This is a genomic window from Streptomyces sp. NBC_01363, from assembly GCF_026340595.1.
GTDB lineage: Bacteria > Actinomycetota > Actinomycetes > Streptomycetales > Streptomycetaceae > Streptomyces.
In genome coordinates this window covers 3,426,485-3,440,575 of the sequence record NZ_JAPEPF010000001.1, presented here as the reverse complement: position 1 = coordinate 3,440,575, position 14,091 = coordinate 3,426,485, and the positions used below count along the sequence as shown (strand labels likewise).

Sequence of the window (14,091 nt, the reverse complement as noted above, 5' to 3'; positions counted from 1 at the left end):
TCCGAGCCTAGCCCGCTCCGATGAATTCGGAGCGGGTGTGCGGTCCGTACTTCGCGGGCACGATCATTTCCAGGACCAGACCGGGAGGCTCTCATGTCCGGATTCGAACCCTACGCCGAGCTGGATGGCGACTACAGCGACAAGAACGCGACGGCCTGTCCGTGGTCGGCGGCGAGGGACCTGCTGACCAGGGCGGAACTGTACTGGCTGTCCACGGTCCGCCCGGACGGCCGCCCGCACGTCACTCCGCTGATCGGGGTGTGGGCGGACAGCGCGCTGCATTTCGCCACCGGCGCCGAGGAGCGCAAGGCCCGGAATCTGGCCGCCAACCCCGAAGTGGTACTGACGACCGGCAACAACACCATGTCGGAGGGGCTCGACGTGGTGGTCGAGGGCCGGGCGGAGCGGGTGACGGACGAGGAGCGGCTGAACCTGCTGGCCGTGGCCTGGGAGGCGAAGTACGGCCCGGAGTGGCACTTCGACGTCCGGGCCGGCACGTTCGTGAACGCGGGACACACGGCGCTGGTGTTCCAGGTGCGCCCCCGCAAGGCCTTCGGTTTCGGCAAGGGCGCCCGCTTCAGCCAGACGCGGTGGCGGTTCAGCTGAGCGTCTCAGACCGACCGGCGATTGGGGGGTGGGAGAAGGAGCGGGGCTGGGTGCGTGCGGCTGCAAGGCGGAGGATTGAGGCATGGCGGAGCCATGGTGATTGACGACAACGCCGCAGACGCGCGTACCCAGCCCCGCGACGCCGCCCCCCAATTGCCGGTCGGTCTCAGCCGCCGGAGTGATCCGTCGGGCCGGGCCTGGTCGCGATGACGACGGTCGCGTACAGCTCGTCGGAGGAGACCACGCGCGGGATCAGGCCGCTGCGTGCGACGGTCTCCTCGGCCCGTGCCGCCTGCCGCTCGCTCGTCTCGACCAGCAGATGCCCGCCCGGTGCCAGCCATCGCGGGGCCTCGGCGGTGACCCGGCGCAGGACGTCGAGGCCGTCCAGGCCCCCGTCGAGCGCCACGCGCGGTTCATGGATGCGGGCCTCCGGGGGGAGCAGTTCGACATCGTCCGTGGGTACGTACGGCACATTGGCGAGCAGGATCTCCACCCGGCCGCGCAGCGATCCGGGCAGCGGTTCGAAGAGGTCGCCCTCGTACACCGCGCCCGCCTCGCCGATGTTGCGGCGGGCGCACCGCACGGCGGCGGGTTCGACGTCCGTGGCGTGCAGTTCGACCCGGCCCGGTCTCGCGGCGAGCGCGGCGCCGAGGGCTCCCGAACCGCAGCACAGGTCGACGACGACCGCTCCGGGCCCGGCGAGGGCTGCGGCCTGCCGGACCAGGAACTCGGTGCGGCGGCGGGGTACGAAGACACCGGGGTCGACGGCGATCCGCAGACCGCCGAACTCGGCCCAGCCGAGGACGTGTTCCAGGGGGAGACCGGCGGCCCGCCGTTCGACCATGGCCGCGAGTGAAGCGGGGTCGGTGGCCGTGGCGACGATCAACTCCGCCTCGTCCTCGGCGAATACACAGCCGGCGGCGCGGAGTGTGGTGACGATGATGGAGACGGCGAGCGGTGTGGTGGAAACCGACATGAGCGGAGCCTTTCGGGAAAGCCGATGGGCGCTCCGCGGTCGACTATGTCGGGTCGACCACGCGATCGTGAGGGATGAGCACCCAGCCTGATACAGCGGTAATGGGTCTCACCTCCTCGGTCGGCCCCCGTGTGGGGATGCGTCACACTACACCGGTCGTCTCTCCGGTACCCCGGCTGCCTAAGGGCTGTCCCGTAATCCCTGGCGGGCGACAGCCCTTGGCTCAGCCCGCCGCCACCGCCACCGGCGACGACCCACCCTGCACGGCCACGCGGGGCGTCCCCGTCCCGTCCGCCGGAACGGTCCAGACGTCGCTCCCCCGGCCGGACCCGCCCGGCAGCGCGTAGGCGAGCGTGTCGTCGTCCAGCCAGGCCGCCTGGTCGTCGACGCTGTGCTCCTCCGCGAGCGGCGTCTCGTGCATGGTCCGCAGATCGAGGACGTACAGCCGCCAGGGCGCCGCCGCGTCGTCGGAGACCTTCTTCTTGAAGGCGAGCCGGGTGTTGTCGGGCGACAGGGAGGGGCACTCGACGTTCTGCCGCAGCGCCTTCGCCGACCAGTCCCGCATGTTCCCCTCGACGAGGTAGGTGCGGCCCTTGGTGGAGACGGTCGCGTAGAAGCGGTTGTCGTCACGGGCGAAGGTCACGCCCCAGTAGTTGACGTCGGGGGCGTGGTAGCGGGCGCCGTCGATGGTGAGCTGGATGTTCTCCATGGACTTGATGAGGTAGCCGGTGCGCAGATCGAGGATGGCGGTGCGGGTGGAGAAGGAGGTGGTGGCGTACGAGTCGCCGGTCGCGAACACCGTCCAGGACAGCATCCGCCCGGAGGCGGAGACCCGGGCGCGGGTGGGAACGCCCGGCACGGTGATCCGGCGTTTCTCGCGCAACTGCCGGTCGAGGACGATCGCGTACGTCCTGGGCAGCACCCCGGGCTCGGCCCGCAGGCAGAGCGCGCCTTCGTCGGAGGCGTAGAACCGGTCGCAGGCGGGGCCGCCGGTGGTACGGGCTCCGGCGGTACGGGCTCCCGCGGTACGGACTCCGGGGGCGCCGGCCAGCGGCTGGTGGGCGACGCGTCCGCTGGCCGTGTCCCGGAAGTACAGCGCGGGCCCGCCGAGGGTGAACGAGGTGTCGGCCTCGGTCCGTTCCCCCTTCGTCCGCTGCTGCGCGTGCATCACGTACCCGACGGAACCGCCCGCGAGGAGCAGCACCGCGGCCACCACGACGGCGATCCGGGCGCGGGGGCCCAGCGGGGTCGCGGTTCTCGGGAACCTGGCGCTCATGCGGTCCGCCTTTCGGGGATCTGGGCTCCCGGCTCTCCGGGAGCGGGGGTGCCGGAGGGATTGCGGGGCAGCAGCGCCCAGCCGCCCGCGAGGGCGACGAGCAGGGCGGAGACCGCAGCCCACAGCGCGGGGTCCGGCCCCCACAGGGTCCAGGCGGCGCCGAAGCCCGCCGCGGCGAGCATCCGGGCCAGCGCCTGGCCGGTCTGGAGCACGGCCAGTCCGCCCGCCCTGCCGTCGGCGGGCAGCACGGGTCCGGCGAGGGCCATCAGCACGCCGTCGGTGGTGGCGTAGAAGACGCCGAGCAGCGCGAGGACGGGCACCAGGAGCAGCAGGGCCGGGCCCCCGATGGGGGCGAGGAGCGTGGCGTACACGCCGAGCAGCGCGAGGTGTCCGTACAGGAACGGCAGCCGTCGGCCGACCCGGTCGGCGATCCGGCCCGCCGGGACCGCCAGCAGCAGGTAGCACGCCGCGGCGCCGAGCGGCAGCAGCGGGAACCAGCTGATGGGGAGGTCGAGCCGGCGCTGGAGCAGGAGGTAGACGAAGGCGTCGCCGACGGTGGCGGCGCCGAGCAGGGAGGCGGCGGCGAGGATACGCCGGAAGGCGGGGTCGCGGAGCGCCCCGAACGCCTTGCGCCTGCGGGGGGCCGGGATCAGGGGCGGTGGTGCCGGCTGGTGCCCGGGGACGTACAGGACGAGGAGCAGCACCCCGAGCAGGCCGACGCAGAAGCTGACCACGAACACCGCGTCGTAGGCGTCGGCGGTCGCCCAGAGCAGGGCGAACGCGGCGAGCGGGCCGAGCAGTGCGCCCGTGGTGTCCATCGCCCGGTGCACGCCGAAGGACCGGCCGAGCGTCTCGGGCGGGCTGCTCAGGGTGATCAGCGCGTCGCGGGGTGCCGTACGGATGCCCTTGCCGACCCGGTCGGTGGCGAGGGCGGCCGCGATCCCGGCGGTGGCGCCGCCCGCGAGCAGCAGGCCGATCCGGGAGAGGGCGGAGAGGGCGTAGCCGAGCCCGGCGACCCGTTTGTGCCCGCGGCCGCGGTCGGCGGCGTACCCGCCGAGCAGTCGCACGACGGCGGCGGCGCCGTTGAACAGGCCGTCCAGGAAGCCGAATTGGAGAGGTGAGAGACCGAGTCCGAGGACGAGGTAGAGCGGCAGCACCGCGGTGACCATCTCGGAGGAGATGTCGGTGACGAGGCTGACCGTGCCGAGTGCCAGGACGGTGCCGGGGACCCGCCGGCCCGCCCCGACGGTGCGGGGCGGGGCCGGCGTGTCCCGGCGGCCTGTGGTCGCCAGGTACATCAGTGGCAGGTGTACTTCGGGCTGGTGTCCTTGGTCTTGCCGTCGGTGCCGACGTAGTTCCAGCTGTAGCCGGAGTCGGTGAAGTCCATCTTCAGGACGCCGTATTCACCGCTGATCCGCTTCTGGCTGTTGGGCTGGACCTCCTCGATGGGGTAGGGCTCGGCGCCGCCCATCCCGCCGACGATCTCGGTGATCCCGTCGGCGACGGCCTTCCCGTCGGGGTTCTGCGGGGCGAACCGCTCGTAGTGGTGGTCGTGCCCGTTGAGCACGAGATCGGCCTTGGCCCCGTACAGGATCTTCCAGACCGGCCTGCTGACCGGGTCGTTGCCGTGTCCGCCCGAGGAGTACAGCGGGTGGTGCCAGTAGGCGGCGATGCACGCCTTGCTGTTCTTGGCGAGGTCGGCCTTGAGCCAGTCGATCTGCGCGCTCTGGTCGAAGGAGTTGGAGTCGAGGGCGATGAAGTGCCAGTTGCCCTCGTCGTAGCTGTAGTAGGTCTTGCCCTGGGGGTACGCGATGGCCCCGAAGTACGCCTTGTAGCCGGCCAGCGAACCGGCCGGGTCGTACGTCTCGTGGTTGCCCGGTACCGGACGGGTCTTGGCCTTGAAGGCGCCCCAGGTCTTGTCGTAGTAGGCGCGGAAGTCGGAGATCCGGGCGTCGTCGTACTGGCTGTCGCCCATCGTCAGATAGAATTTCGGGTCGATCTTCTGGGCCAGCGCCGCGGTCTTGGGGTGGGCGCAGTCGCTGTCGGACGCGGTGCACTGGGCGGCGATGTCACCGGCGGCGACCACGGTGAAGGCACCGGTCTGCGGGGGCTCGCCGCCGAGGGTGCCGTAGACCTCGACCTCGTACAGCGAGTAGCCGTAGGCGGTGCCGCGCGCGGTGCCGTACACGCGCAGGTAGCGGCCCTTGCCGGAGAGGGAGGCCCAGTCGTCGGTGCCGCCGTTGCCAGCCGTCTCGTCGGCGAGCCGGGTCCAGCTGGTGCCGTCGGCGGAGATCTCGATCCGGTAGGCCTTGGCGTAGGCGTCCTCCCAGCTCAGTTTCACCCGCGTGACGTCGGCACTGGCGCCGAGGTCGACGCCGAGCCACTGCGGGTCCTTGCCCTCGACGCTCGCCCAGCGGGTGGCCGGGTCGCCGTCGAAGGCGTTCTGCGGTCCGAAGTCGGAACTTTCGTCGGTGGAGGCGGTGGCGGTCTTGCCGCGCGAGATGAGGGGGTCGGCGGCGGCGCCGGCCCGTTCCGGATAGGCGAGCAACAGGCCGCCGACGAGGACGAGTACGGCGGCGATGACCACGCCCACCGTACGGCGCCGCGTGGGCGTGAGGAGCAAAGCTGAGCCGTTCGGGTACATCCCTGGACTCCTGGCCTTGTGGGGGTGGCGAGAGCTGGGCAGTGGTGCGTGTGTCCCCGCACCCGGCCCGCGTACGGGCAGGAGACGGGATCGTGGTGGCCGGGCCAGAGCTCTCACTGAGCGCGTCATGCCCACGCAGCGGGCACCGCGCCAAGCCACCGCCGGGAATGCTAGCGAACAGTAAACTTTCCTACCAGTCCCCCAACTGGCTTCATTCCACACCCTGTTCGGTACCCCGTCCGGTTCCGCAAGGGCCACTGCCAGCCGCCCCGTCGGCGGGCAGGACCGCGAGAGCACCCGGGGCCGGTGGGGCGGGTTCGGTGCGGTGGGTCCGGACGTGGGGCAGTCGGCGCACAGCGGTGGAGGCCAGGGGGATCACGGCCACGGCGGCGGAGAGGACGCCGGCCGCCGCGGCCACCCGGAAGCCGCCGAAGGTCCGGGCCAGCGGGCCGACGGACAGCTGCCCGATCGGGATGGCGACGTAGGACAGCAGGTCGTCGTAGGACGCGACGCGCGACAGCACACCTTCGGGGACGTGCTCCTGCAGCGAGGTGTCCCAGGCGACGGCGGTGACGGAGGAGCCGAGACCTGCGACGAACGCGCCCGCGATCAGCCACGGGGCGTGCAGCTGTGCGCCGAGCGCGAGCAGGGGCAGCGCGGCAAGCGCGCTCGTCAACTGCCCCAGCCGCAAGAGGCGTTCGACCACCAGCCGGTACATCAGCAGGCTCGACACCAACAGGCCGATGCCGCGGGCGCTGAGCACGAACCCCCACGTCGCCTCGCCACTGATCTGCCGGGTGAGCTGGGGGCCCAGGATCTGCCAGGTGCCGGTCTGGATCAGATTCATCAGGCAGAAGGACACCGTGCCGACCCATACCCAGGGGATCGATCGGAACTCGGTCCAGCCGTCGCGTATGTCGGTCAGGACGGTGGTCCGCCGGGGCGCGTCCATGTCGGTGGCGAGGGTGAGCCGCGCGAGGAAACCTGCCGCCAACAGGTAGGTGAACGCGTCGAAGGCAATGGCGGGGCCACTGCCGACCGCGACGACGAGCACGCCCGACAGGCTCGGCCCGAGGATCTTCGTCGCGTTGCGTGCCGATCCGAGCAGGGAGTTCGCCTGCTGGAGCAGAGCCTTGTCGACGAGCCGGGGAACGATCCCGCGCAGTGCCGGGGTGGCGAACGCGGCGAGTGCGCCGTTGAGGAACTCCAGTGCGGCCACCAGGACCAGTGAGTAGTGGCCGGTCAGCAGGATCGCCGCGACGCCTCCCTGCGTGAGCGCCGAGCCCAGATGGGCGGCCACCAGCACGGACCGGCGTGGGAACCGGTCGGCCACGGCCCCGCCCACCAGAAGGAGCGCCAGCAGCGGCAGCATATGGACGGCCAGGACGACGCCGAGGTCATGAGCGCTGTCCGAGGCGTCCAGGACCGCGAAGGCGAGCGCGACCGGAGCTATCGAACTGCCGAGCAACGACACCAGGCGTCCGGCAAAGAACGCGCGGAATTCTGCCTGAGCGAAGAGGGAGCAACGCGGAGAGGAATGCACCGGCCGGAGTGTCCGGTGCTGCCGCCGCGCACGCTAACGTTTCGGCAGGAGGCGAAAGATGGTGCTGTTGCGGCTGAGCTCGTTGGCCCTGTCACGGTCCCGGTTCGCGCTGTCGCCGATCGCCGAGACGCTGGGCTCGATGATCGTTCTGAGCAGGCCCTGCGCCGATCCCTGGCTCGCCCCCTGGCACTCCCGCCACCACGAAGCATTCGACGCCGTCCTGAACGCCGATCCCTTCGCCAAGGGGCTGGTCGAGCTGGTCGGTTCGACCAAGTACCTGCCCGGTTTCTTCACCCTGCCTCCGTCCGGCGGCATGCGCACCGGTCTCACCGAGGAGCTGAAACCGGTCGCCGCCGCGCGCGATGCGGACGTACGCGCCGACTTCGAGGCAGCCGTGGCGCGCAGTTGGAAAAGACACGACCTGAACTGGCTGGCAGGGCACGGCTGGGGAGCCCGGACGGCCGACCTGTTCCGGTACGTGTGGAAGCAACACGTCTCCCCGGACTGGCCGCGCCGCCGGGCGCTGCTGGAGCGGGACGTCACCTACCGCGCGGGGCTGCTGGCCGCGTACGGCTGGCCCCGTGCCCTGCAGCACATGAACCGCCGCAGCGCCTGGGTGGGCACCGACGCGATCCGCTTCAGCGACCAGCCCGGCCCGGACCACATCGTCGGCGAGGAAGGGATGCTGTTCGTGCCGGTCTGCATGACGAGCGGCACCTGGCTGTCCGAGGCGCCGCCAGACCGGTACGCGCTGGTCTATCCGGCCCGCGGATCCGCCGCGGCGACCGAGCGGCCGGGACCGGCTCATGCGCTGGCGCGGCTGATCGGCCCCGGCCGCGCCGCCCTGCTCCACGAGCTCGAACGCCCCGCGACCACCAGCGAGCTCGCCGCGCAACTCGGTCAGTCGCTGGGCACCGTCGGCGGCCACCTGGCCGTCCTGCGCGATGCGGACCTGGTCGCAGGAACGAGAGTCGGCCGACGCGTCGTCTACCGGCGCACCGGGGCCGGCGATCTCCTGGCCGGACGGAGCGCGACCTGACCAACGGCCGACAGCATCCGCCGGCCGATCCCGGCAGCGGCTAGCGGGAAAGGACGTCGACGAGCAGTGCGCCGACGATCCACAGCGGGATCGCGAGGGCGACCAGCAGGCCGGCCAGGCAGCCGGACCTGGTCAGTCGGGCGCCGGTTCTCGTGTGGTCGTCGCTCTCCCTCATGCCGGTATTCAACCTGAACGCACTCCGGGCCGGAGGCGCACCGCCTCCGGCCCGGATGTCGCTGCGTCGCGGTCACAGCACCGGCAGCAGGGCCTTCAGCTCGAAGGCGGTGACCTCGCTGCGGTACTCCTCCCACTCCTGCTTCTTGTTGCGCAAGAAGAAGTCGAAGACGTGCTCGCCGAGCGTCTCCGCGACCAGTTCGCTCTTCTCCATCAGCGCGATCGCCTCGCCCAGGTTCTGCGGCAGCGGCTCGATGCCCATCGCGCGGCGCTCCGCGTCCGACAGCGCCCAGACGTCGTCGTCGGCGCCGGCCGGGAGTTCGTAGCCCCCCTCTATGCCCTTGAGGCCCGCGGCGAGGAGCACCGCGTACGTCAGGTAGGGGTTGGCGCCGGAGTCGATGGAGCGGACCTCCACGCGCGCGGAGCCGGTCTTGCCGGGCTTGTACATCGGGACGCGGATGAGCGCGGAGCGGTTGTTGTGGCCCCAGCAGATGTACGAGGGGGCCTCGCCGCCGGCGCCCGCGGCGCGGGAGGAGCCGCCCCAGATGCGCTTGTAGGAGTTGACCCACTGGTTCGTGACGGCGGAGATCTCCGCCGCGTGGGTGAGCAGGCCGGCGATGAAGGAGCGGCCGACCTTGGAGAGCTGGTACTCGGCGCCCGACTCGTAGAAGGCGTTGCGGTCGCCCTCGAAGAGGGAGAGGTGGGTGTGCATGCCCGAGCCGGGGTACTCGGAGAACGGCTTCGGCATGAACGTCGCCTGCACGCCCTGCTCCAGCGCGACCTGCTTCATCACCAGGCGGAAGGTCATGATGTTGTCGGCGGTGGAGAGCGCGTCCGCGTACCGCAGGTCGATCTCCTGCTGGCCGGGGGCGCCCTCGTGGTGGCTGAACTCGACCGAGATGCCCATGGATTCGAGCATGGTGATCGCCTGGCGGCGGAAGTCCATGCCGACGTTCTGCGGGGTGTGGTCGAAGTAGCCGGAGCTGTCGGCGGGGGTGGGGCGGCTGCCGTCGACCGGCTTGTCCTTCAGCAGGAAGAACTCGATCTCCGGGTGGGTGTAGAAGGTGAAGCCCAGGTCGGAGGTCTTGGCGAGGATGCGCTTGAGTACGTAGCGCGGGTCGGCGAAGGACGGCGAGCCGTCGGGCATCAGGATGTCGCAGAACATCCGGGCCGTGCCGGGGGCCTCCGCCCGCCACGGCAGGATCTGGAACGTGCCCGGGTCCGGCTTGGCGATCATGTCGGACTCGTACACCCGGGCGAAGCCCTCGATGGCCGAGCCGTCGAAGCCGATGCCCTCGTCGAACGCCTGTTCCAGCTCGGCGGGGGCCACGGCGACGGATTTGAGGTAGCCCAGGACATCGGTGAACCACAGCCGTACGAAGCGGATGTCGCGCTCCTCAAGCGTCCTGAGGACGAATTCCTGCTGCTTGTCCATAGCCACATCCTTGCAGTTCAGACGGTCCGTGCACCACCGCCCGGGGTAGGGGAGAAGCTCCAGTATCACGACCCGGGATTTCCCCCAGATTACGCACATGGAGTGATCTGGAGCACCCGGCCACCCACTACGATCGGCGCCCATGGCGCGCAGGGGGTGGAGCGGCTTCGCGACGGCCCCGCGCACGCCGGTTCTCCGGGGTCTTTCGTTCGGATCCGGCCTGATCCGGACGAGAGGCCCCGGCCTCCCGCCATCCGTTCCCGCCCCTTCCCAGAAGGAACTGACGACATGAGTTTCGACCCCAGGACCCCCAGGGCGCAGCAGCACGACGCCCACCGCGCGCGGCAACGCCGCGACCGTGCCCTGGCCATAGGCCTGAGCGTGCTCGTGGTCGTCGGTCTGGTCGGTTTCGGCTCGTACCTGGTGCTGGAGAAATCCGAGGCGTCCGAGCAGAAGCGGGCCGCCCCGGCGACGGACGACAAGGCGCCCTCGGCGGAGCAGAAGAAGCCCGCCGACGGGTCGATCGAGGGGCTGCGGACGTGGGACGCGGCGAAGCTGACCCGCAACCACGTCGGCGGGACCGTCGCGTACCCGATGAAGCCGCCGGTGGGCGGTGACCACAACCCCATATGGATGAACTGCGACGGCGAGGTGTACACGAAGGCGCTGCCCGATGTGAACGCCGTGCACTCGCTGGAGCACGGGTCGGTATGGGTGACGTACACGGACCAGGCCTCGGACGCCGATGTGGCGAAGCTCGCCGAGCGGGTCGGCCGGACGCCGTACTCGCTGATGAGCCCGTACGAGGGCCAGTCCGGGACGATCATGCTGACCGCCTGGGGCAAGCAGGTGACGGTGGACGGCGCCGACGACCCGAGGGTCGACCGGTTCTTCTCGGAGTTCGTGCAGGGGCCGCAGACGCCCGAGCCCGGTGCGGCGTGTACGGGCGGGCTGGGGGCGCAGTGACCGCGGTGAAGCGCGTACGGCGCGTCGAGTGGGTGGCCGGCTCCGCCGTGGTGCTCGCGCTGCTCTTCGCGGGGGCGGCGACGGTCGCCTCCGCGCGCGACGACGGGAACGGGGCGGACCACGTCGCGACCGCGCCGCGCACGCCCGCCGTGGATTCGGCGGACGCCGGTTTCGCCCGTGACATGGCGGTCCACCACCAGCAGGCCGTGGAGATGTCCTTCATCGTGCGTGACCGTACGCAGGACGAGGAGGTACGCCGTCTCGCGTACGACATCGCCAATACGCAGGCCAATCAGCGCGGCATGCTGCTCGGCTGGCTGGATCTGTGGGAGCTGCCCAAGGTGGCCGCCGGGCAGGAGCCGATGGGCTGGATGGCGGCCGGGCACGAGGGGCACTCGATGGAGGGCATGGACGGGATGGCGGGCACGGGGACCGGCTACCGGCCCCATGACGGCTCCCTCATGCCCGGCATGGCCACCAGGACCGAGCTGAAGCGGCTCCGTTCGGTGAAGGGCCGGGAGGCCGAGGTCCTGTACCTCCGGCTGATGACCGCCCACCACAAGGGCGGCATCGACATGGCGCGCGGCTGCGCCCGGCTGTGCACGGTGAAGGCAGAGAAGCGGCTCGCCCAGGGAATGGTCGAGGCCCAGCAGTCGGAGCTGGACGCGATGGCCCACATGCTGGCGGCGCGAGGCGCCGGGCCCCGGTCCTGAAAGATTCCCTCCGAGCCGCAGGTGCACCCGAACGGGTGATAGCGGTCGCGCCCCCCGAACGGGCCCATGACGATGGGTTCGCTCGGGGTCGTACAGCATGCCCATCGGCACGCAGGAGGAATCCCTCATGACCACCGCCAAGGACATCATGCACACCGGGGCCACGTGGATCCCCGCGCACGAGACGCTCGACCGGGCCGCGCAGCTGATGCGCGAACACAAGGTCGGCGCGCTGCCCATCTCGGCCAACGGCGAGAAGGACCGGATGATCGGCATCCTCACGGACCGCGACATCGTGGTCGGCTGTGTGGCCATGGGCCACGATCCGTCGAAGATGACGGCGGGCGACCTCGCCCAGGGCACCCCTCGCTGGATCGACTCGGAGGCGGGTGTGGAGATGGTTCTGGAGGAGATGCAGACCCATCGGATCCGCCGGCTCCCGGTGGTCGAGAACAAGATGCTGATCGGCATGATCAGCGAAGCCGACCTGGCGCAGCACCTCACCGAGGAGCAGATCGCCGGCTGGGCGGAGAAGGTCTACGCGCGCGGCTGACCGGCCGCGCGGATCCGTGCCACGGTCCGGTGCCGATGGCCCGGTCGTCCCTTGTCGAGGGATGCCGGGCCATCGTGCTGCCCGCCCCGCCGGAGCCCGTACCAATGCGGCGATACGTTTCCGCGCGCGAGGGATACCCGTCGGGAGTAGGGTGCTCGACATGACCCTGAGTGGATGTGCGACATACGGACAGTTGTTGCTGTTCGTATGTCTGCTCATCGGGATCCTCCACCTTCTCAGGGGTGTCGCGGCACGGGTCACGCCGCTGCCCGGGCCGGGTCCCCGGCCGGGCGCGACCTGTCCCGCCCCGTTGTCGGTGCTGCGCATATAGAAGGGGCGCGCCTCCCCCTCCCCCAGCAGACCGAAATACCGACAACACCCCGAGGTGCACTCCGTCATGCGCACTCCACCCACCCGACGCGCCGTGCTCGGTGCCGCAGTCGCCACCGCCGGTTCGGCGGTGCTGGCCGCCTGCTCCGGCGGATCCGACACGGGCCGCGGCGCCAAGAAGACCGGTAGCGCGAACGCCGGTGGCACGAGCCACGGCAGCGCGAACCACGGGGACTCCCCCGGCGGGAAGTCCGAGGGCGAGTACGTCTCCCCCGACGGGGAGGAGGTCGCGGCGGCCGAGGCCAAGCGGGGCTCGGGTCCCGTACGGAAGCTCGACCTCGTCGCCACTCCGGCCCGGCTCGATCTGGGCGGCGGGCTCACCGTCGGCTCCTGGGCGTACGACGCCCGGCTGCCCGGCAAGGAGCTCCGGGTCACGAAGGGTGACACGCTGGCGGTCACCTTCGCCAACCACCTGCCTGCGGAAACGTCTCTGCACTGGCACGGCCTCAATGTGCGCAACAACATGGACGGCGTGCCCTACGTGACCCAGGCACCCATCAAACCCGGTGCGGAATTCGCCTACCGATTCACCGTGCCGCACGCGGGGACGTACTGGTTCCACCCGCACACGGGCGTCCAGCAGGACCGCGGGCTGTACGCGCCGCTGATCGTCGACGACCCGAAGGAGCCCCTCAAGTACGACAAGGAGTGGGTCGTCGTCCTGGACGACTGGGTCGACGGGGTGGACGGTTCGACGCCGGACTCGGTGCTGGACGAGCTCAGCGGGGGCAGGGGCGGCATGGACCACAGCGGCGGCGCGCACGGCGCCCCCGGCAAGCCGGTCAAGCCCGCCAAGCCCGCCAAGGGCCGCTCCGGGCCCTCACGGCTGGAGAAGGACTCCTTCAGCGAACTGCTCGACAGCCACGGGGGCGATGTCGCCTACCCGTACTACCTGATCAACGGCCGCACCCCGCAGTCCCCCACGTCCTTCGCCGCCAAGCCAGGCGACCGGATCCGGCTGCGCATCATCAACGCGGGCGGCGACACCGCCTTCCGGGTGGCGCTCGGCGGCCACCGGATGACGATCACCCACACCGACGGCTACCCGGTCCGGCACACCACGACGGACGCCCTGCTGCTGGGCATGGGCGAGCGGTACGACGTGGTGGTCACCGCCGGCGACGGGGTGTTCCCGCTGACCGCGCTCGCGGAGGGCAAGAAGGCCACGGCGCTGGCCCTGCTCCGTACCGGCAAGGGGGCGGCGCCCACCGCGTCCGTACGGCCCAAGGAGCTGTACGGAAGGCTGGTGGAGGCGGAGGAACTGATGCCGGACGGGTCCGTGGAGCTGTCCTCGCGCAAACCCGACCGCACCCTCCGGTTCAAGATGACCGGCAGCATGAAGGCGTACGACTGGGCCTTCGACCACGAGCCGTACAACCCCGGCCAGCGCCATCCGGTGAAGGCGGGCGAGCGGGTCAGGATGGAGTTCTTCAACGTCACGGAGATGTGGCACCCCATCCATCTGCACGGGCACTCGTTCGGACTGGTGGGACCGGCGGGGCCGCGCCACCGGGCCACCCGGCGGGGCGCGGTCGACTGGGCGCGCAAGGACACCGCGATCATCCGGCCGAACAGCTCCCTGGCCGTCGAGTTCGACGCGGACAACCCGGGGCTGTGGATGCTCCACTGCCACAACATCTACCACTCGGACGTGGGCATGATGACGGTCCTCGGCTACCGCCGCTGACCCGTTCCCGGCCTGGTTCCGGCGGGCCGCGGCCGTGATTCCGCGGCCCGCCAGGACATTGCGTCAGTCAGACGATTACACTGGTCCGC

Annotated in this window: 13 protein-coding genes; 6 read left to right on the top strand and 7 right to left on the bottom strand. The window is 70.9% G+C overall.

The window, feature by feature from the left end; genetic code table 11:
- Positions 1-93 precede the first annotated feature (93 nt).
- Entirely contained in the window at positions 94-606 is a 513-nt protein-coding gene (locus OG611_RS15885) for a pyridoxamine 5'-phosphate oxidase family protein (RefSeq protein WP_266420073.1), read from the top strand.
- 166 nt (positions 607-772) lie between these two features.
- Here the strand turns inward: OG611_RS15885 and OG611_RS15880 are convergent, their stop codons facing one another.
- From OG611_RS15880 to OG611_RS15860, 5 genes are all read right to left on the bottom strand, one after another.
- Positions 773-1,582 carry a putative protein N(5)-glutamine methyltransferase gene (locus tag OG611_RS15880; protein WP_266420071.1) on the bottom strand — a complete coding sequence of 270 codons (810 nt, stop codon included), beginning with the start codon at positions 1,580-1,582 and terminating at the stop codon, positions 773-775.
- 223 nt (positions 1,583-1,805) lie between these two features.
- Positions 1,806-2,858: a hypothetical protein gene (locus OG611_RS15875; protein ID WP_266420068.1), complete on the bottom strand. Its 1,053-nt coding sequence runs from the start codon at positions 2,856-2,858 to the stop codon at positions 1,806-1,808.
- A complete protein-coding gene (locus tag OG611_RS15870; RefSeq protein ID WP_266420065.1) occupies positions 2,855-4,156 on the bottom strand; it encodes an MFS transporter in 1,302 nt (433 codons plus the stop codon). Before OG611_RS15870 ends, OG611_RS15875 begins: the two co-directional genes overlap by 4 nt.
- Positions 4,156-5,502, bottom strand: a complete 1,347-nt coding sequence (locus OG611_RS15865) for a discoidin domain-containing protein (protein ID WP_266420063.1) — start codon at positions 5,500-5,502, stop codon at positions 4,156-4,158. Before OG611_RS15865 ends, OG611_RS15870 begins: the two co-directional genes overlap by 1 nt.
- 211 nt (positions 5,503-5,713) lie before the next feature.
- Positions 5,714-7,045 carry an MFS transporter gene (locus OG611_RS15860; RefSeq protein ID WP_266420060.1) on the bottom strand — a complete coding sequence of 444 codons (1,332 nt, stop codon included), beginning with the start codon at positions 7,043-7,045 and terminating at the stop codon, positions 5,714-5,716.
- A gap of 58 nt (positions 7,046-7,103) precedes the next feature.
- Here OG611_RS15860 and OG611_RS15855 point away from each other — a divergent pair, with 58 nt between their 5' ends.
- Positions 7,104-8,084 carry a helix-turn-helix transcriptional regulator gene (locus tag OG611_RS15855; RefSeq protein ID WP_266420057.1) on the top strand — a complete coding sequence of 327 codons (981 nt, stop codon included), beginning with the start codon at positions 7,104-7,106 and terminating at the stop codon, positions 8,082-8,084.
- Positions 8,085-8,124: 40 nt separating this feature from the next.
- On the opposite strand, the gene OG611_RS15850 is transcribed toward OG611_RS15855, so the two are convergent.
- Both OG611_RS15850 and glnA read right to left on the bottom strand, forming a co-directional pair.
- On the bottom strand, positions 8,125-8,259 hold the full coding sequence (locus OG611_RS15850; RefSeq protein ID WP_266420054.1) for a hypothetical protein: 135 nt from the start codon (positions 8,257-8,259) through the stop codon (positions 8,125-8,127).
- A 72-nt stretch (positions 8,260-8,331) separates the two neighbouring features.
- Complete coding sequence (gene glnA, locus OG611_RS15845; protein WP_266420052.1) at positions 8,332-9,693, bottom strand: type I glutamate--ammonia ligase; 1,362 nt, start codon at positions 9,691-9,693, stop codon at positions 8,332-8,334.
- 288 nt (positions 9,694-9,981) lie between these two features.
- Here glnA and OG611_RS15840 point away from each other — a divergent pair, with 288 nt between their 5' ends.
- From OG611_RS15840 to OG611_RS15825, 4 genes are all read left to right on the top strand, one after another.
- Entirely contained in the window at positions 9,982-10,659 is a 678-nt protein-coding gene (locus tag OG611_RS15840) for a DUF3105 domain-containing protein (protein WP_266420050.1), read from the top strand.
- A complete protein-coding gene (locus tag OG611_RS15835; protein WP_266420048.1) occupies positions 10,656-11,372 on the top strand; it encodes a DUF305 domain-containing protein in 717 nt (238 codons plus the stop codon). Before OG611_RS15840 ends, OG611_RS15835 begins: the two co-directional genes overlap by 4 nt.
- 127 nt (positions 11,373-11,499) lie before the next feature.
- Positions 11,500-11,925: a CBS domain-containing protein gene (locus tag OG611_RS15830; protein WP_266420046.1), complete on the top strand. Its 426-nt coding sequence runs from the start codon at positions 11,500-11,502 to the stop codon at positions 11,923-11,925.
- A 397-nt stretch (positions 11,926-12,322) separates the two neighbouring features.
- Positions 12,323-14,002 (top strand): multicopper oxidase domain-containing protein, encoded by a 1,680-nt coding sequence (locus OG611_RS15825; protein WP_266420043.1) that lies wholly within the window; start codon positions 12,323-12,325, stop codon positions 14,000-14,002.
- The last annotated feature ends 89 nt before the right edge of the window (positions 14,003-14,091 follow it).

What these genes read in the sequence shown, in the direction of transcription:
- OG611_RS15885 (WP_266420073.1), top strand. Translation starts at nt 94, where the DNA reads ATGTCCGGATTCGAACCCTACGCCGAGCTGGATGGCGACTACAGCGAC.
- OG611_RS15880 (WP_266420071.1), bottom strand. Translation starts at nt 1,582, where the DNA reads ATGTCGGTTTCCACCACACCGCTCGCCGTCTCCATCATCGTCACCACA.
- OG611_RS15875 (WP_266420068.1), bottom strand. Translation starts at nt 2,858, where the DNA reads ATGAGCGCCAGGTTCCCGAGAACCGCGACCCCGCTGGGCCCCCGCGCC.
- OG611_RS15870 (WP_266420065.1), bottom strand. Translation starts at nt 4,156, where the DNA reads ATGTACCTGGCGACCACAGGCCGCCGGGACACGCCGGCCCCGCCCCGC.
- OG611_RS15865 (WP_266420063.1), bottom strand. Translation starts at nt 5,502, where the DNA reads ATGTACCCGAACGGCTCAGCTTTGCTCCTCACGCCCACGCGGCGCCGT.
- OG611_RS15855 (WP_266420057.1), top strand. Translation starts at nt 7,104, where the DNA reads ATGGTGCTGTTGCGGCTGAGCTCGTTGGCCCTGTCACGGTCCCGGTTC.
- OG611_RS15850 (WP_266420054.1), bottom strand. Translation starts at nt 8,259, where the DNA reads ATGAGGGAGAGCGACGACCACACGAGAACCGGCGCCCGACTGACCAGG.
- glnA (WP_266420052.1), bottom strand. Translation starts at nt 9,693, where the DNA reads ATGGACAAGCAGCAGGAATTCGTCCTCAGGACGCTTGAGGAGCGCGAC.
- OG611_RS15840 (WP_266420050.1), top strand. Translation starts at nt 9,982, where the DNA reads ATGAGTTTCGACCCCAGGACCCCCAGGGCGCAGCAGCACGACGCCCAC.
- OG611_RS15830 (WP_266420046.1), top strand. Translation starts at nt 11,500, where the DNA reads ATGACCACCGCCAAGGACATCATGCACACCGGGGCCACGTGGATCCCC.
- OG611_RS15825 (WP_266420043.1), top strand. Translation starts at nt 12,323, where the DNA reads ATGCGCACTCCACCCACCCGACGCGCCGTGCTCGGTGCCGCAGTCGCC.